Source organism: Vreelandella subglaciescola (genome assembly GCF_900142895.1).
In the GTDB taxonomy this organism is placed as follows: domain Bacteria; phylum Pseudomonadota; class Gammaproteobacteria; order Pseudomonadales; family Halomonadaceae; genus Vreelandella; species Vreelandella subglaciescola.
The window spans coordinates 2,263,266-2,279,714 of record NZ_LT670847.1 but is presented as its reverse complement, the minus strand read 5'-3'; the positions used below and the strand labels follow the sequence as shown (position 1 = coordinate 2,279,714).

General features: G+C 61.4%; 15 protein-coding genes. 7 read left to right on the top strand and 8 right to left on the bottom strand.

Annotation, left to right across the window (positions count from 1 at the left end; all coding sequences use genetic code 11):
- Positions 1–78: 78 nt before the first annotated feature.
- The 5 genes from B5495_RS10635 to B5495_RS10615 form a co-directional block, all read right to left on the bottom strand.
- Positions 79–630, bottom strand: coding sequence for a DUF1415 domain-containing protein (locus B5495_RS10635; protein WP_079553603.1), 552 nt, complete (start codon positions 628–630; stop codon positions 79–81).
- A gap of 39 nt (positions 631–669) precedes the next feature.
- On the bottom strand, positions 670–1,131 hold the full coding sequence (locus B5495_RS10630) for a DUF3465 domain-containing protein (protein ID WP_079553601.1): 462 nt from the start codon (positions 1,129–1,131) through the stop codon (positions 670–672).
- Between the two features lie 65 nt (positions 1,132–1,196).
- A complete protein-coding gene (locus tag B5495_RS10625) occupies positions 1,197–2,438 on the bottom strand; it encodes a molybdopterin molybdotransferase MoeA (RefSeq protein WP_079553599.1) in 1,242 nt (413 codons plus the stop codon).
- Positions 2,431–2,952: a molybdenum cofactor biosynthesis protein B gene (gene moaB / locus B5495_RS10620; protein ID WP_079553598.1), complete on the bottom strand. Its 522-nt coding sequence runs from the start codon at positions 2,950–2,952 to the stop codon at positions 2,431–2,433. The genes B5495_RS10625 and moaB overlap by 8 nt, the downstream gene beginning before the upstream one ends.
- Before the next feature lie 22 nt (positions 2,953–2,974).
- The gene (locus tag B5495_RS10615) at positions 2,975–3,286 is read right to left on the bottom strand and encodes a DUF1244 domain-containing protein (RefSeq protein WP_079553596.1); all 312 of its coding nucleotides are present in this window, start codon (positions 3,284–3,286) and stop codon (positions 2,975–2,977) included.
- A gap of 223 nt (positions 3,287–3,509) precedes the next feature.
- Between B5495_RS10615 and mobA the strand changes: the two genes are divergently transcribed.
- From mobA to moaA, 3 genes are read left to right on the top strand one after another with little or no spacing between them, the layout of a single operon-like run.
- Positions 3,510–4,109: a molybdenum cofactor guanylyltransferase MobA gene (gene mobA, locus B5495_RS10610; protein WP_079553595.1), complete on the top strand. Its 600-nt coding sequence runs from the start codon at positions 3,510–3,512 to the stop codon at positions 4,107–4,109.
- Positions 4,106–5,380, top strand: a complete 1,275-nt coding sequence (moeA, locus tag B5495_RS10605; RefSeq protein WP_079553593.1) for a molybdopterin molybdotransferase MoeA — start codon at positions 4,106–4,108, stop codon at positions 5,378–5,380. The genes mobA and moeA overlap by 4 nt, the downstream gene beginning before the upstream one ends.
- Positions 5,377–6,372, top strand: a complete 996-nt coding sequence (gene moaA / locus B5495_RS10600) for a GTP 3',8-cyclase MoaA (protein ID WP_079553591.1) — start codon at positions 5,377–5,379, stop codon at positions 6,370–6,372. The genes moeA and moaA overlap by 4 nt, the downstream gene beginning before the upstream one ends.
- On the opposite strand, the gene B5495_RS10595 is transcribed toward moaA, so the two are convergent.
- Positions 6,369–9,452, bottom strand: coding sequence for a bifunctional diguanylate cyclase/phosphodiesterase (locus tag B5495_RS10595; RefSeq protein WP_079553590.1), 3,084 nt, complete (start codon positions 9,450–9,452; stop codon positions 6,369–6,371). The genes moaA and B5495_RS10595 overlap by 4 nt on opposite strands.
- A gap of 169 nt (positions 9,453–9,621) precedes the next feature.
- On the opposite strand from B5495_RS10595, the gene B5495_RS10590 reads away from it, so the two are divergent.
- The 3 genes from B5495_RS10590 to B5495_RS10580 all read left to right on the top strand — a co-directional run bounded on the left by B5495_RS10590 (position 9,622) and on the right by B5495_RS10580 (position 12,502).
- Positions 9,622–11,040: an IS1380 family transposase gene (locus tag B5495_RS10590; protein WP_079550256.1), complete on the top strand. Its 1,419-nt coding sequence runs from the start codon at positions 9,622–9,624 to the stop codon at positions 11,038–11,040.
- Between the two features lie 335 nt (positions 11,041–11,375).
- Complete coding sequence (locus tag B5495_RS10585; RefSeq protein ID WP_079553588.1) at positions 11,376–12,032, top strand: transglycosylase SLT domain-containing protein; 657 nt, start codon at positions 11,376–11,378, stop codon at positions 12,030–12,032.
- 98 nt (positions 12,033–12,130) lie between these two features.
- Positions 12,131–12,502 (top strand): hypothetical protein, encoded by a 372-nt coding sequence (locus B5495_RS10580; protein ID WP_079553587.1) that lies wholly within the window; start codon positions 12,131–12,133, stop codon positions 12,500–12,502.
- Positions 12,503–12,523: 21 nt separating this feature from the next.
- On the opposite strand, the gene B5495_RS10575 is transcribed toward B5495_RS10580, so the two are convergent.
- On the bottom strand, positions 12,524–14,257 hold the full coding sequence (locus B5495_RS10575; protein WP_079553585.1) for a methyl-accepting chemotaxis protein: 1,734 nt from the start codon (positions 14,255–14,257) through the stop codon (positions 12,524–12,526).
- 118 nt (positions 14,258–14,375) lie between these two features.
- Positions 14,376–15,626, bottom strand: a complete 1,251-nt coding sequence (locus B5495_RS10570) for an IS256 family transposase (RefSeq protein WP_079551404.1) — start codon at positions 15,624–15,626, stop codon at positions 14,376–14,378.
- A 321-nt stretch (positions 15,627–15,947) separates the two neighbouring features.
- Between B5495_RS10570 and B5495_RS10565 the strand changes: the two genes are divergently transcribed.
- Positions 15,948–16,412: a TspO/MBR family protein gene (locus B5495_RS10565; RefSeq protein ID WP_079553584.1), complete on the top strand. Its 465-nt coding sequence runs from the start codon at positions 15,948–15,950 to the stop codon at positions 16,410–16,412.
- The last annotated feature ends 37 nt before the right edge of the window (positions 16,413–16,449 follow it).

The following is a 16,449-nucleotide window of genomic DNA, read 5'->3' as shown; positions in this document are numbered from 1 at the left end:
CGTCTAGATTAGCACGCTTAGCAGGCAGGGCGTGGAGCAACACAGCCACGCTGTCGCGGCCAGAGCCGGCTGAAATGCTCAGAATGGCTTATGACACTCTGCCAGTAACGTGACAAAAAAATCGCTGCCTTTACCGCGGGCAAACTGGATATTACGTTCGGGAATAGCCTCAGGGTCATCATAATTTTCCAAGGCTTTCTCCATACTGGCTTCACGAAGAATATGCAACGTAGGGTAAGGCGAGCGATTGGTATAATTGGCGGCGTCGTCTTGAGGCTCACCCTCAAAGCAGTAGTCGGGATGGAAGCTTGCCAGCTGATATATGCCTTCATACCCTTTCTCACATAGTGCATCCTCGGCCCGAGCAACCAAGTCCAGATACGCATAAAAATCGTCAAAACCCCGGGGCATAATCACCAAGGTGGTTTCTACGCCGGGCTGCTGGTCCAGCAATGCATATTCGGCCAGCAAGGCTTTTAGCACCGCCTTAGGTTTAGATTCCTCTACCGCCACGTAGCGAATGCTGGCCCGCTTTACCTCTCGGCGCGCAAACGGGCAGAGGTTATGTCTCATGATCACCTGCTTTACCCAGTTTTCGGTCGCGGTCATACAGGGCTGTTGCTCGGGCATCTTTGTTTTCTCTTTGCTGTGGCGCATCGTCCATATGATTTATTGATATTGGCGGCCCTTATGCGTCAACCAACCGCCTGGATGGCGGCCTCCGGGATCATGATGGGTCCAATGCAAGATCCCACCTTTATCATTCCAAACATATTCCCCATAAAACGATACGGTATCACCTGCTTCGAGGTTGCTAATACGCGGTGCCACATCAATATTGTGGGCGACCAATAAGGTTTGTCCGCTCGCTAAGCGTAAAATAAACCGCTGATGGCGGCTGCCGTCGTTATCATCGGCCAACACGGTGACAACTCGGCCGCTGTTGGTAATTTGCTGTTCGTGGTGGCGCCGTTGGTAAGTGGGGTGGGAGTCATCAGCTCGCTGTTCGTCAGCGGCGGGAGCCGGCGTGCTTGTATCGTTAGATAGTCGCGATAACAGCGACGGACTATATTGCGCAATACCGGCGATAACTAATACCAGCAACAACCCTAATAAGCCCGCTCTTTTCATTTCTCCGACTCCTTTCAGGATTGAGCTAGGGCCGTTGCTATCAGCCAGTTAATGCAGGCAGCCGGTTAGCTGCCTTTGATCCACAGGCAAGTGATCGTATCGCCGTTGGCAACGTGGGTGTTTGCAGGTATGACCGCCAGCGCATCGGCGCCCACGCAGGACGAGAGCACCCCCGAGTTCTGGTCGGCAAAGGCCGTGGCCACCGCGCCGTCGGGGGTAAAGCGCAGAGTGACGCGCATGTAGTGGCTGCGCGGGCCTGTCTGGGTGGCAAAATCGGCTTTTGCCGTTATCGCGGGTAACGCGTCAAGCGCGGGGCAGCCCAGCAGCGCGCCCATCAGCGGGCGCAAAAACAGCCAGGCGCCAACAAAGCTCGACACCGGGTTGCCCGGTAGTCCGATAAAGCGCACGTCACCGTGACTGCTGGGCAAACGCCCCTCTTTAGGTAAACGCCCCAACGCCAACGGCTTGCCCGGACGAATGGCAAGGCGCCATAAGTCCAGCTGCCCGAGGGTTTCCAGCGCGGCCTTGACGTGGTCTTCTTCGCCCACGCTGACCCCGCCGGTGCTGATGACCACGTCGGCGTCTTCGGCGGCCTGTTGAATGATCGCCTGAGTATGGGCGAAATCGTCCGGTACGCTAACGCGGCTGATTACCTCGGCGCCGAAGCGTTGCAGCAGCTCGGTCAGCATCGGCCGGTTGGTGTTGTAAAGCTGGCCGGCTGCAAGCGGCGTACCTGGGTCGATGACTTCATCGCCGGTGGAAAGCAACGCGACCCGTGGGCGGCGGCGCACTTCCACCTCGACCACGCCCTGCCCGGCCAAATGCCCCAGCGCGGCGGCGTCCAGCCGCGTTCCGGCGTCCAGCAGCACGGCGTCGCGGCACACGTCGCGCCCGCGCCCGCGCACGCTGTCGCCGCTGGCGATCTCCGCGGGTATCAACGCCTGTTCGCCGTCGCGCTCAACACGCTCCTGCATCACTACGCAGTCAGCGCCCGGCGGCATAGGCGCGCCGGTAAAAATGCGCGCGCAGGTGCCCGGCATAAGTGGTTCGGGTGCGCGTCCTGCGGCCACGCGCTGGCTGACCGCAAGCCACTGGCCGGCGTCAACGGCGTTCAGGGCGTAGCCGTCCATGGCGCTGTTATCAAACGCGGGCACGTCAAGGCGAGCGATCTGGTCGCGAGCCAGTACGCGCCCGCCGGACTGTTCCAACGCCAGGGTTTCGCTCTCAAGCGGGCCGACCCCGGTCAACAGTGCTTCAAGCGCCTGCTCAACGGTGCCCAGCTCCGCCTTTGTTTCTGCTTCAGCCATGTTGCCCCCGCTCCGGAATCACCAGATTGGCGAAATTGCACGGCTTGTGGCGGCTGTCCAGCTGCTCGGCAAGAATGCCGTCCCAGCCCGTGCGGCAAGCGCCGGTGGAGCCGGGCAGGCAGAAAATCACGCTGTTGTTGGCAAGCCCGCCAAGGCTGCGGCTCTGCACCGTAGAGCTGCCGATTTCGTCGCCGCTGAGCTGGCGAAAGCGCTCGCCAAAGCCCTGAATCTCTTTATCCAGCAGCACTGAAATGGCCTCCGGCGTGGAATCGCGCCCGGTAAAGCCGGTGCCGCCGGTGGTGAGGATAACCTGCACCTGCGGGTCGGCAATCCACCCGGCGACAATCGCGCGGATGCGGTAAACGTCATCAATGACGATACGCTTTTCCAGCACCTGATGGCCGGCGTCGCGCGCCCGTTCCACCAGCGTCTGGCCGCTGCGGTCGGTGTCGTCGGTGCGGGTATCGGATACGGTCAGCACGGCGATATTCAGCGGAATCATCGGCTCGCTCATGGTGTTGCCCTCCGTGGTTGAATTAGCCCTGCTGTTGCGCCTGACGCGCCTCGAAGGCGGCCAGCTGTTCGGGCGTGGCCTTCTGCTGATAATGGGCCTTCCACTCGCTGTAGGGCATGCCGTAGACGTACTCACGGGCGGCATCGTAGTCCAGCGCGTCGCCGCGTTCTTCGGCCTCGGCCACCAGCCACTTGGCCAGGCAGTTGCGGCAGAAATCCGCCAGGTTCATCAGCTCGATGTTCTGGACTTCCTTGTGTGCGTCAAGATGGCGCAGCAGACGCCTGAACGCGGCGGCTTCAAGCTCGGTACGGGTAGCGTGATCCAGCGATTGCATGGGGGTCATCTCTTTACCGGGCCGCTTTACCAGCGGCGTGAACAACGGTTAACGGGGTGCGACTGCCAGCTTAACAAAATGCGCGCCGGCGGCCAGCGCTTCCCGCCATGTTGCCATCTCAGCGCATATTGACCAATCGGTCAACAAATTGGCTGGACAAACGGGGAGCCCCGGCGCCATCATCACCATACTCGACGTTTTTACTCAGGTACCAGGAGGCTCCATGATAACGCCGCACGACCTGACAGGGCTGATTCTTGCCGGTGGCGAAGGGCGGCGCATGGGCGGGCGTGATAAAGGGCTGGAGCCGTTCGCCGGCCGGCCGCTGGTGGCTCACGTAAGCGAACGCTTTGCCGACCAGGTAGCCGAGCTTTTGATCAGCGCCAACCGCCATATCGGGGCGTATCAGCACTACGCCGACCGCGTGGTGGAAGATGCCGAGAGCGATTTTCATGGCCCACTGATGGGGCTGTATCGCGGGCTGTGCGCGGCGCGCACGCCGTGGCTGCTGGTCGCCCCCTGCGATACGCCGACGCTGCCGCATGATCTGGCGACGCGCATGATCGCCGGCCTCCACAATGCCGACATCGCCGTGGCCCACGACGGCCAGCGCGCCCACCCGGTGGTGGCGTTGATGCGCACCCATCTTGCCGATGCGCTGGGCCAGGCCCTTGCCGCCGGTGAGCGCTCGGTGGGCGGCTTTTATGCCGGCCAGCGCATCTGCACGGTGGACATGGCCGACTGCGCCAGCGGGTTTACCAACGTCAACACGCCGGACGACAAGGCACGCCTTGAAGCGACGCTGGCCAGGGAGGCCTCATGACCATCGCTACAACGACTTCATCAACGACGCCGCTGTCCTGCTTTGAGCTGGACGACCAAACGCTGAGCGTCACCGAGGCGCGGCAAACGTTGCTGACGCTGATTGAAGCGCCGCTTTGCCACGAGCGCGTGGCGCTGCAGGACGCCCACGGCCGGCGGCTGGCCGAGAGCCTCAGCGCCCCGATCAACGTGCCACAGAATACCAACGCGGCAATGGACGGCATTGCGCTGGCCTGGCAGGCAGACCAAACCCGCTGGCCGCTCGCGGGGCAAGCGCTGGCCGGCCAGCCGTTTAGCGGTACGCTGGCGCCCGGCCAGTGCGTTACCATTACCACCGGCGCGCCGCTGCCCAACGGCGCCGACACCGTAATCATGGGCGAGCAGCTGGAAACCCACGCCGACCACGTCATTGTTCACTCGCCCGAGCGCGTGGCAAGTGGGCAGAACGTGCGCCAGGCCGGCGAAGATATTACCCAGGGCAGCATGGCGCTGGCCGCCGGCGACCGGCTTGACGCAGCACGGCTGGGCTTTGTGGCCTCGCTGGGTATTGCCGACGTGGCGGTGTACCGCCGCCCGCGAGTGGCGGTGTTTTCCACCGGTACCGAGGTCACCGCGCCGGGTGAGGCGCTGCCCGCTGCGGGCATTTTTGATGCCAACCGTTTTACCCTGAGCGGGCTGTTGCGCGAACACGGCGCCGAGGTGGTCGATCTGGGCATTCTGCCCGACTGCCCCGCCACCCTGCGCCACGCGTTGGAGGGCGCCGCCACCAGCGCCGATCTGGTGCTGACCAGCGGCGGCGTCTCTGTGGGGCAGGCCGATTACACGCGCGAGGCGCTGGCCGAACTTGGCCAGCTGGTGTTCTGGCGCGTGGCCATGCGCCCCGGCCGCCCGCTGGCCGCAGGCGCGCTGGGCGAGTCGCGCACGCCGTTTGTGGGGCTGCCGGGTAATCCGGTTGCCGCCATGGTGGCATTCCTCCAGTTTGTCGCGCCGCTGCTGGCGCGGCTGGAAGGCCAGCCCGGCGATGCCCCGCACAGGCTTTGCGCCATCGCCGACGAGGCGCTTGCCAGCCGCGCCCACCGCTGCGATTTTATCCGCGGCGTTTACACAAGCGATGCCCGGGGGCAGCTGCGCGTACGCAGTACCGGCGCCCAGGGCTCAGGTATTTTAACTTCGATGGTCAACGCCAACTGCCTGATTGAGCTGCCCGATACCTGCACCGCAGTGCAGCCGGGCGAGACGGTCATCATTCAGCCGCTGAGGAGAGAGGCATGACACAACAACAACTCATCGATAGCTTCGGCCGGCGGGTCAACTACGTGCGCATGTCGGTGACCGACCGCTGCGATTTTCGCTGCGTGTACTGCATGAGCGAAGAGATGACGTTTTTACCCCGGGCGCAGGTGCTGACGCTGGAAGAAATGGGCATGATCGCCCGCGCGTTTACTCAAATGGGCGTGGAGAAAATCCGCCTGACCGGCGGCGAGCCACTGGTGCGCGGCGGCATTACCCAGCTGGTGGACGAGATCGGCGCGCTGCCGGGGCTCGACGACTTCACCATGACCACCAACGGCGCGAGCCTGCCCAAACACGCCCAGGCGCTGTATGACGGTGGCATGAGCCGGCTTAACATCAGCCTGGATTCGCTCGACCCCGAGCGCTTCAAACGCCTCACCCGCACCGGCGACCTGACCAAAGTGATCGCCGGCATTCGCGCCGCCAAGGCGGCAGGGTTCAAGCGCATCAAGCTCAACGCGGTGGTGCTCAAGGGCCGCAACGAAGACGAAGTGGTGGATCTGGTGGAGTTTGCCCGCGACGAAGGGCTGGACATCAGCTTTATCGAGGAAATGCCGCTGGGCGATGTGTCCGACCACTCCCGGGCGGAAACCTACTGCTCAAGCGATGAGGTGCAGGAGCGCATCGAGGCGCGCTACCCACTGATCCCCACCACCGAGGCCACGCCGGGGCCGTCGCGCTATTTCCGCATGGCCGACAGCGATTCACGCGTGGGCTTTATTTCGCCGCACAGCCATAACTTCTGCTCCACCTGCAACCGCGTGCGCGTCACGGTCGAGGGGCGGCTGCTGCTGTGTCTGGGCAACGAGCACTCGGTCGACCTGCGCGCCGTGCTGCGCCGCTACCCCGGCGACATGGATGCGCTGAAAGACGCCATCATCAACGCCATGCCGCTCAAACCCGAACGCCACCACTTCACCACCGACGGCGATGTTCAGGTGGTACGCTTCATGAACATGACGGGGGGTTAATCCACTGCCTTGACCCACTGAGCCTCAAGCTCGGCCACCGGCAGCGGGCGGCCAAACAGGTAGCCTTGAAAGGCGCGACAGTGACGCGCCGCTAGCCATTGGCGCTGGGCGTCGGTTTCCACGCCTTCGGCAATCACCGCAAGCCCCAGGCTTTGCGCCAGCGCAATGGTACTTTCCACAATCGCGCCGTTGGCGGCGCTTTCAGGCAGCTCGCGCACAAAACTTTGGTCGATTTTCAGCTGGTCAAGCGGCAGATAGGCCAAATACGCCAGCGACGAATAACCGGTGCCAAAATCATCCAGCGAAAAGCGGATACCCAGATGCTTCAGGTGCTGCATCTTGTGCCGAGCATCGTCCTTAGCACCGACAAATAGGGTTTCTGTCACCTCAAGCTTGAGTCGCGCAATCGGCGCGCCGGTACGCGCCAAAATAGCTTTCACCCGGGGCACGAAGTCGTCTGCATAAAACTGCACGGGACTAATGTTGACGGCGATGTCCCAGGCGGCGGTGTGTGGGTTGTCCTGCCATGCCACCAGCTGCTCGCAGGCGGTTTCCAGCACCCAGGCGCCCACGTCGTTGATCATCCGCGTGCTTTCCAGCAGCGGAATAAACTCGCCCGGCGAGACCATGCCACGTTCGGCGTGCGCCCAGCGCAGCAGAGCTTCAACGCCGGTCAGCGCGCCGTTGCCATCCACCTGGGGCTGATAAAACAGCCGCCACTCACCGTTGGGCAGCGCGCGGTACAAGTCCGTCTCCAGACACGCCCGAGCTACCAGCTCGGCCTGCATTCGCGGGTCGAAAAAAGCCAGCGTATTGCGTCCGTCCGCCTTGGCCTGAAACAGCGCCATATCGGCCTGTTGCAGGCAGGCATCCACGCTTTCTTCAGCGCTGCTGAGCAGGGCAATACCGATGCTGCCGGTTATCATCACCGGCCCGCTTTCAAGCACCATCGGGCGGCTGATGGCCGCCAGCAGCTTGTGAGCGACCTGCTCGGCCTGCTCGGCGGCGCGTTCAAGGTTGTCGTCCAACTGGTGAACCAGCACCGCGAACTCGTCGCCGCCCAGCCGCGCCAGCGTATCAGTATCGCGCAGCTCGCGGCTTAGCTCGCTGGCCATGCGCTGCAGTAGCTGGTCGCCGGCGTAGTGGCCCAGGGTGTCGTTGACCTGCTTGAAATTATCCAGGTCAATAAACAGCAGCGCACCGTGGGACGCGCTACGCCGATAGGTTTTCAGCGCGTCGCCGACGCGATCCAGAAACAAACGCCGATTGGCCAGCCCCGTCAGCGGGTCATAAAACGCCAGCTGCTGTATTTCACGTTCGGCGGCCTTGCGCTCGGTAATATCACTTAGTGTCGCCACGTAGTGGGTCAGCTCGCCGCTGTCACCACGCACCGCGCTTAGCGTCAGCCATTCGGGATACACCTCGCCACATTTGCGCCGGTTCCAGATCTCGCCTTCCCAGGAACCGGTGCGGGCCACGCTGCCCCAGAGCGTCTTGTAAAAGGCCGCATCGTGGCGGCCGGAGCTTAACATCCGTGGGTTTTGCCCCAGCACTTCATCCTCTGTATAGCCGGTGATGCGTGAAAACGTGGCATTCACCTTGAGGATGCAGCCTCTGGCGTCCGTAATCATCATGCCCAGATGGGTGTGAAACGCCGTGGCGGCAATGCGCAGCTCCGCCTCGTTGATTCTGGACTGGGTCACGTCGCGGACCGCGGCCAATACGCCGCTGAAGTGGCCGTCACGCGCGGCAAGCGGGCTCACTATGGCGTGAAAGAAGCGCTGGTGCTGGTCGAGCCACAGCGTATAGCAAAACTCTTCGGCGCTGCCCTCGCGTTTGACGCGTTCAAACACTTCCGCAAATTGATGGCTTACGCGGGGTGGCAACACGTCCACGTAGTGGCAGCCCAGCACGGCCTCCTTGTCGCGCAGCAGCCACTGTTTGTTCACCGCGTGCAGGTAGATGAAGCAGCCGTTCTCGTCGAAGACAAAGATCATGTCCTGAATCGAGCGCACCAGCGCCTCCAGACGCGCTTCACGCATTTGCGCTTGGGAGCGCGCCGTTTCACGCTCATCGATGCGGTCCACCAGCTGCTGCGAGAGGCGTAGCCGGTTAAGGTAGTGGCGCAGCCCCCAGGCGCCCAGCAGCGCCCCTGCCGCAGCGATCAATAAAAGCGCCCACAGCCGCTGCGGCCAGCCGTCCAGCACCGTGTCCATCCGGTCGCCCACGATCACGGTATAGGGCAGGCCGGGCAATTTTTGCAGCCAGTAAAGGCGTTCGACGCCATCCAGCGGCGACGTCAGCCGCATAGAGGCCGTCAGTGCTGCGCCAGCAAAAAAAGCGTCCAGGCGGTCGCTGTCGGACAGTGTCTGCAGCGCGTCTGCATCGTCAACGCCCGGCCGGCGGGCCAGCAGCTGCTGGTCTTCATCGACCAGCGCGATGGTTTCTCCGGGGCGCATCGACAGCTGCGCCAGGCTGTCGTCAAACACCCGGGGCGCCAGCCGCGCCGTGACCAGACCGGCAAAATCGCCGTTGGCGTTGCGTAGCCGGCGGGTATAGGCGATATAGTAATCGCGGGTAAAGGCCGACCAGTAAAGCGGGCTTATGTGCTGCTCAAGTGCCGGCGACGCGGTGAACGCCTGAAAGTACGTCATTCGACTTAAATCAAAGCCCGGCGGGTGATAGCTGCTGGAGCTGGCTTTGACGCGCCCTCGGGTGTCCAGCACCGCCAGTTCGTCCACCAGCGGCAGCTTGTCGCGGCGCGCCTTTAGCGCATCTTCCAGCCGGTAAGGCGCCGCAAGCGCAGCATCCAGCGGTGGTTCCAGCAGCTGGCCCACGCCCACCAGCGCCTGATCACTCAGAGTGAACGTCGTGCTGACCCACTGCGCGACAAGATCGGCACGCGTCGAGTTATGCTCATCCGCGGCCTGCAATTCCCGGCGATACTGATCAGCCAGCAACCAGGCAAATACGGCCAGCATCACGATAAGCGCCAGCCCATAAAGGGTAATGGCCGTCAGGCGTAACCGCCGGCTGGTACGCTCGGAGGTAGTGTCGGCGATGCAGGAGACATCGGTCATGGAAAAGGACGCCTTTCGTTTTTGTGGTTATCGCTTGGGCTGTGGCTGACGATTTGCTGGCTCGAGTGTGTCATATTCCGCTGGCCTGGCGGATAAATCATGACCCCGCCTAATTCACCGGGCTGAGACAGAAAAGAAGATGGCGAGCAGTTTCTCTTGTAGAATCAAGATGTTCCTGAACGAACACAATTCAAGAGGACCACTCGCCATGGGTGAAAGCTTATCCCCCTGGACCCCGTCATGCAACGGGTCCATCCGCGTCGAGCTCAGCGGCCATCGCACCACCAGCGACAGCGGTGCTTTGCTGTTGCGTGAAGCCCTCGACAACAGCGGCATGATCGATGCGCTGGACGACCATCTGGTCGATCACCGCGACCCGGATCGCGTCCGCCACTCGTTAGCCAGCCAGCTGCGTACCCTGGTGCTGCAGCGTTCGATGGGCTGGATCGACCTCAGCGATACCGATACGCTTCGCCGTGACCCGCTCTGGCAGCTAGCCTGCAGTGATGCCCGCGGGACAACGCCGTTGGCTCAGGACCGGCCATCTCAAGCGACGCTGTCGCGGCTGCTGACGTGCCTGGGCCGCGACGACAATATCGATACCGTGCATGAGGGCCTGCTGCGGCTGGCGGTCTGGCGACTGACCTCGCTGAACGGCGGCGAACGCCCCGAGCATCTGACGCTGGACATCGACGGCTTGCCGATCGACGTTCACGGCCACCAGGGCGGTTCGGCGTTTCATGGACTTTACGGGGCCAGAATCTACTCGCCTTTGGTGGCCTCGCTGGCAGAGACCGGCGACATGGTGGGCGGCCTGCTGCGTGAAGGTAACGCCGGCCCAGCCGAGAATGCCGATACCTGGATCCCACATCTGGTGCGGCGACTCAACGAGAGCACCGGGGCCAAGGTCAAGGTGCGCATCGACGCCGGCTTCACCGACAACGACACGCTTGAGGCGCTGGAAGATCGCGACATCGAGTATCTGGGCCGGTTGCGCAGTCATACGGGCCTGCAGACACTGGCAGCGCCACATCTGAAGCGGCCACGCGGCCGGCCCCCCGAGCAACCTCGGGAATGGTGCCATGACCTGGCGTACCAAGCCGGTACCTGGCCGGCGCCGCGGCGCGTGGTGCTGGTGGTACAAGAGCGGCCCGATGATCTGCTGCTGCATGCCTTCTTTTTGGTCACCAATCTCGGCAAGTTCGACTGGCCGCCGGAAAAGGTCCTGGCGCTTTATCGCAAGCGCGGCAGCGCCGAAGCCCACATGGGCGAGGTGAAGTCGTCGCTCGATATGCATCTCTCCTCGACTGATCGCGGTGTCTCCACCGTCCAGGACGTCATGGCCCGCAACGAGGTAAACCTGCTGCTGACTCTCTGCGCTTATCAGGTGCTACACGGGCTGCGTTGCCTGTTGGAACGACAGACCCGGCAGGGCTGGAGCCTGAAGCGGATGCGCGAGCAGGTGCTCAAGGTGGCCGCCACGCTGACAGTGCACGCCCGGCGTATCACCGTGCACCTCGGCGATGCCGCCGACAAATGGTGGCCATCCTTACTGAAGGGGTTGCCGCGGCTGACGGCATTGACCTGACACGTCGCATTACTCAGCCTTTTCCAGCAGACAAAACGGCCACTATGGAGGCCGACGACCACGGCTGCGCCGTCACTCGAAACCAATGAACTTCAGTTATAAATATCACGGCATTGATACGATAAAGCTATGTGCTAATCGGCTACTCAGCGACCGTATGACATAAAAGCCGGTCGGTCCCGGTCACCACGGGACGTAAAACGCTCGTTCGGCGTCCTGATGAATAAGGCGGGATGACGTTTTCTGATATATATCAAAGTTATGTCAGCCATGGGGCGCTTCTGCAAGACAGGCGCAACGTCAATCGCTCCTGACCACACGAGGGAGATAACATCATGCAACAGGATTACCGCTATTGTTGGCTACGCGCCGGTGCAGCGCTGCTTTTAATGCTGCTGCTTTCCGGCTGCGCGGCGTTTGCGCCGGCGCCGCCTGAACGCCAGAGCAACCTGTGCGAGATTTTTCGCCAGCAGCCGGGGTGGTACGACTATGCCAGGGATTCCGCCGACAAATGGGGCACGCCGATTGCCACACAGATGGCGTTTATTCAGCAGGAGTCGTCGTTTAAAAGCCATGTTCGTCCACCGCGCACGCGCATTCTGGGGTTTATTCCCGGCCCGCGGCCGTCGTCAGCCAAAGGCTACGCTCAGGCGCAGGACCCGGTGTGGGGCGAATATCGCGATGATACCGGCAGCTTTTTTTCACGCCGCACGCATATGCGCTACGCCACCGATTTTATCGGCTGGTATAACGCCCGTACCCGGGCACAAACGGGTATTTCACTGCACAATCCCGAGCACCTGTATCTGGCCTATCATGAAGGCGCCGGTGGGTATAAGCGCGGCAGCTACCGCCGAAAGCCACAGGTGCGCCGCGCCGCGTCTCGGGTGGCCAGCCGGGCGGGGCGCTATCAGGCCCAGCTGAATGCCTGCCGGGCCGAGTTTCAGTGCCGCCGGTTTTATCAGGTCTGGCCGTTTTGCCGCACCGACTAAACAGGCGGGCCATATTTGATAGGGCGTTGACAGGGCGGCAAGATAACGCTATCTTTACCCAAAAGCAAATGAGAATCAGTCTATAAGGGCGTTCCGGTATGAACAGTGAAAGTCGCCAACTGCGCCAAACGCTTATTTTTTTACGCACCTCTTTTGAAGCGGTTCAGCACTCCATTGCCGGGCGCCTTGACGACCCGCTGCCGTGCTGGCTGGATACCAGCCTGCTCAGCATGTTGTCACGCGAGCTTTATCGCTGCCATGAGCAGGCTCAGCTGCTCTCCCGCGATGCCGCCGAACAGCTGTGGCTGGCCGCCACGCGCTGCGAGCTGCTGTTGAAACAGTGCCCGGGCGTGCTCAGCAGCACGATCTGCTACCGCCAGCTGGCCGCCATACTGCTGCCGCTCAACGCCGCCGCGGCCTGCCTTGCGCTGCCCACAAAAAAGCGCCGCTGGCCCTGGCAGCGGCGCTGAGAGACTCACGCGTCGTAACGCCTAGAACGTTTCCCAGTCATCATTATCGTCGGCCATGACTGCCTCGCGCCGCACAGGTGCTGCCGGCGACGTACCCGACACCCTGGCGGCAGGTGCCTGAGACTGCGCCAGCGCCGGACGCCGAGCGCTCTGGCTAAACGAGCCTTGGCTCAAAGTGCTCTGGTTCAACATGCTGTGATCAAGCTTGAAAAAGGCCACCGCCCCGGCAAGCTCGCTCGCCTGTGCCTCCATTGAGGCTGAAGCGTTAGCCGTTTGCTCGACCAGCGCGGCGTTTTGCTGGGTCACATCGTCCATCTGGTTGATGGCCGTGCTCATCTGATCGATCGCGGAGGTCTGCTCGTCGGACGCCTGACTGACCTCTTCCATCAGCTCTGACACCTTGCCGATGTTGCCCACAATCTGCTCCATGGACTCGCCCACCGCTTCCACCAGCGTGCTGCCCTGCTTGACCACGTCGCCGTTTTCCACGATCAGCTGCTGGATTTCCTTGGCGGCATCGGCCGAGCGCTGGGCCAGGCTGCGCACTTCCTGCGCGACCACGGCAAAGCCGCGCCCCTGCTCGCCGGCGCGCGCGGCCTCTACCGAGGCGTTCAACGCCAGAATATTGGTTTGAAAGGCAATCCCGTCGATCAGCGACACAATTCCGCTGATTTTTTGCGAGCTTTCCGTCAATTCGTGCATTTTACCCACGGCCTCGCCAACTTTATCACCGCCGTGGCTGGCCGAATCGCTGGCCGTATGCGCCAGCCGGTTGGCTTCGCCGGTGTGGCGCGTGTTGTTTTTCACCGTGGCCGCGACCTGTTCCATGCTGGCGGCGGTTTCCTGCAGGCTGGAGGCCTGCTGCTCGGTACGCTGGGACAGGTCGATGTTGCCCGTGGAAATTTGCCCGGACGCCGTCGAAATCGCGTCCGCGGACGATTGAATACTGCCGATCAGCTCGTTCAGCTTGCGCTGCATGGCATCAAGCCCGCGCATCATGTCGCCGATTTCATCACGGGATTGACTCACAATGGTGCCGGTCAAGTCGCCTTCGGCCATGGCATCAAAGTGGCTTTTTACCCGCGCCAGCGGCTGCAGGATACGGCGCACCAGCAGGGTGCCCAGCACCACACCCAGCACCGCGGCGATCAGTAGCGCGGCGATCATCAGGTTGCGCATGAACGCCACCCGGCTTTCGGCGTGTTGATAGGCGCTCAGTGCCTGTTCTTCTTCCAGCGCAATCAGCGCTTCAAGCGTGGTGCTCATCTTGCGATAGGCCGGCAGCGCCTGGGTAAAGGCTGCTTCGTTGGCTTTTTCATACTGCCCGGCCGAGTACATCGGCATCGTCGGTGCGATAGCGGAAAGCAGCGTCCGGTAGTCCTTGCGGAACTGCTCGGCAATCGTTTCCGTTTTGGCATCCAGCCCGCTGTCGGTCAGTGCCTGCCAGGCCTTATCCAGCGCTGACAGGTCAAAAATGATGTTATCCATGTGCATTTGCACCGTATGGTCATGCAACTGACTGACCGCCAGCACCGGGTCGTGCTGCCCGGCCAGCGCCAGCTCCATCACCATATCCTTGGCATAATCGTTCAGCGACGTAATCCGCTGCGTCGAGCGCAGGCTATCCTGATAGAGCGTGTCGACGGCACGGCTGGACGATGCCATGCCGCCAAATCCTAGCGCGCCAATAAACAACATCAGCAACAACATCAGACTGATCATGGCAACGAGGCGAGCCTTGATGGTTAAGCGCATTGTGTCTCCTTATTATCGGCGCGGGTAGCACGTAGAGCGGTGCCTGAACCGTGGTATTGTACGTGGATCATTCTGCGGAGTTATGCGCCGAGTTATTGTCAAATCTGGTGTATGGGCATCAGGCAACGTTCCCGTCTGATTGATCCTCCACTGCTTCTCCGTCCTGGAACTCGACGTTGTTAACGACCAGTTCCAGGAGCTGAAATCCCTTAATGCGTTTCCACCGTTTCTGGGCGGTTTGCATCAACTTGAATACCATCGCTAAGGTGGTGTCTCTGGACCCACAGCCCCGGCTTTTCTTCGTCCTTAGCCGCACCGTGGCAAAGGTCGACTCAATCGGGTTGGTGGTGCGCAGATGAATCCAATGCACCGCCGGAAAATCGTAAAAGGCCAGTAACTCCTCCCGATCTTTTTTAAGGCACCCCATGGCCTTCGGGTACTTGTCCTGGAAACGCTTCAGTGCGCTGTCAAACGCCGTGTGGGCGGCGTCCCGGGTCTCGGCCAGGTAGATCTCATGCAAAGCCGACTTGACCTTGGGTTGCAGGGCCTTGGGAAGCTTATCGAGCACATTGGCCGTCTTATGCACCCAGCACCGCTGGTGCCGGGTCTCTGGGTAGGCCTTGGTCAGGGCCTTCCAAAAGCCCAAGGCACCGTCGCCCACAGCCAGCTTCGGGGCGACCCCCAAATGCTGGCTCTTCAGGCTCTCAAGCAGTTCCAGCCAACTCGCCTCGGACTCCCGGTGTCCGTCCTCAACAGCGACCAGTTCCTTGTGGCCATGCTCGGTGACACCGACGATGACCAGCAAGCACAGCTTGTTGTCCATACGCACGTTGCTGTAAACGCCGTCGGCCCACCAGTAGACATAGCGCTTCTGGCTCAGATCCCGGCGCTGCCAAGCCTTGTGCTCGTCCTGCCACCGGGCCTTCAAGCGGGAGACCGTATTGGCGGATAAACCTTTGGCCTGATCGCCCACCAAGGCGCTCAGGGCTTCCTGAAAGTCTCCGGACGAGACGCCTCGCAGGTAGAGCCAGGGGATCAGCTCATCCAGACTCTTGGCCCGCTTCAGGTACGGCGGCAATAACGTGCTATTGAAACGGATGCCGGTCCCGCTGCGGTCCCGGACCTTGGGTACTTGCACTTCGACATCGCCAACACCGGTCTGGACGTGACGCTGAGGCAGGTGGCCATTGCGAACCACAGCCTGACGACCGTCCGGTGCCTTACGATCCGCATACTGCTCAAGCAGCGCTGCCAGCTCGGCATCCACAGCCTCAGCAATTAGCTTGCGGGCCCCATTACGGATCGTTTCGTGCAATAGATCCTGTTCCAACTCTGGTTGTGAAAGAGCGTGCAGGGTAGACTTTGACATGGCGTATCATTCCTCTGTTGGTTGTGATCTGGCGAGATCAACCAACAGGATACGCCACCTCTTCAGCCTGCTTCCATACACCAGAAATCACCATAGCTCTTATGCGCCTTAATTGATATATATCAAAAAGTATAAATATAAATAATTAGGTTATAACCCTACCTTGTGATAATCGCGTCATCGTCGATCAAGCTAGAGTCAGGAAGGCCGCGTTGTTCGCGAGTATTTTCTACGCGCTGATGCATTAAAAGCTGGTAATCTTGAACTGGTGCGTATTACGCAGGGAAACGTCACGTAGCCAAACAGGAGAAACACCGTTTGATGTCATTGTTAAGCCTGCTTATATCACTCGCTCTGGTGGGTGCCGTCGCCTCTACCGGCGCGCGTTTTCGCCCCGATGGCTGGTACCGTTCGCTGGCCAAACCCTGCTGGACCCCGCCTGACCTAGCGTTCCCCATTGCCTGGGGTGTGCTTTATGTCTTGATGGCGATTGCCGCCTGGCGCGTGTACCTGGCCGAACCATCGGCGGCACGCAGCGCCGGATTAATCTGCTACGCGCTGCAGCTGGCTGCGAACGCCGCCTGGTCGTGGTTGTTTTTTGGCCGCCGGCAGATGTTCAGCGCGTTGCTGGATATCGCCCTGCTGCTGGGCCTGATTGTGGCGACCACGGCACTGTTTGCCCGTGCCAGCGAGTTGGCCGCTTGGCTAATGCTGCCTTATATCCTTTGGGTCATGCTCGCGCTGGCGCTAAACGCCAGCGTCTGGCGGCTTAACCGCCACGCATAGCCAGAAGCTTTACAGGCCAGAGGTTTTACAGGAGACA

Bases quoted from the DNA above. Each gene is read 5' to 3' on its own strand.
- B5495_RS10635 (WP_079553603.1), bottom strand. From the start codon at position 630: ATGCCCGAGCAACAGCCCTGTATGACCGCGACCGAAAACTGGGTAAAG.
- B5495_RS10630 (WP_079553601.1), bottom strand. From the start codon at position 1,131: ATGAAAAGAGCGGGCTTATTAGGGTTGTTGCTGGTATTAGTTATCGCC.
- B5495_RS10625 (WP_079553599.1), bottom strand. From the start codon at position 2,438: ATGGCTGAAGCAGAAACAAAGGCGGAGCTGGGCACCGTTGAGCAGGCG.
- moaB (WP_079553598.1), bottom strand. From the start codon at position 2,952: ATGAGCGAGCCGATGATTCCGCTGAATATCGCCGTGCTGACCGTATCC.
- B5495_RS10615 (WP_079553596.1), bottom strand. From the start codon at position 3,286: ATGCAATCGCTGGATCACGCTACCCGTACCGAGCTTGAAGCCGCCGCG.
- mobA (WP_079553595.1), top strand. From the start codon at position 3,510: ATGATAACGCCGCACGACCTGACAGGGCTGATTCTTGCCGGTGGCGAA.
- moeA (WP_079553593.1), top strand. From the start codon at position 4,106: ATGACCATCGCTACAACGACTTCATCAACGACGCCGCTGTCCTGCTTT.
- moaA (WP_079553591.1), top strand. From the start codon at position 5,377: ATGACACAACAACAACTCATCGATAGCTTCGGCCGGCGGGTCAACTAC.
- B5495_RS10595 (WP_079553590.1), bottom strand. From the start codon at position 9,452: ATGACCGATGTCTCCTGCATCGCCGACACTACCTCCGAGCGTACCAGC.
- B5495_RS10590 (WP_079550256.1), top strand. From the start codon at position 9,622: ATGTTCCTGAACGAACACAATTCAAGAGGACCACTCGCCATGGGTGAA.
- B5495_RS10585 (WP_079553588.1), top strand. From the start codon at position 11,376: ATGCAACAGGATTACCGCTATTGTTGGCTACGCGCCGGTGCAGCGCTG.
- B5495_RS10580 (WP_079553587.1), top strand. From the start codon at position 12,131: ATGAACAGTGAAAGTCGCCAACTGCGCCAAACGCTTATTTTTTTACGC.
- B5495_RS10575 (WP_079553585.1), bottom strand. From the start codon at position 14,257: ATGCGCTTAACCATCAAGGCTCGCCTCGTTGCCATGATCAGTCTGATG.
- B5495_RS10570 (WP_079551404.1), bottom strand. From the start codon at position 15,626: ATGTCAAAGTCTACCCTGCACGCTCTTTCACAACCAGAGTTGGAACAG.
- B5495_RS10565 (WP_079553584.1), top strand. From the start codon at position 15,948: ATGTCATTGTTAAGCCTGCTTATATCACTCGCTCTGGTGGGTGCCGTC.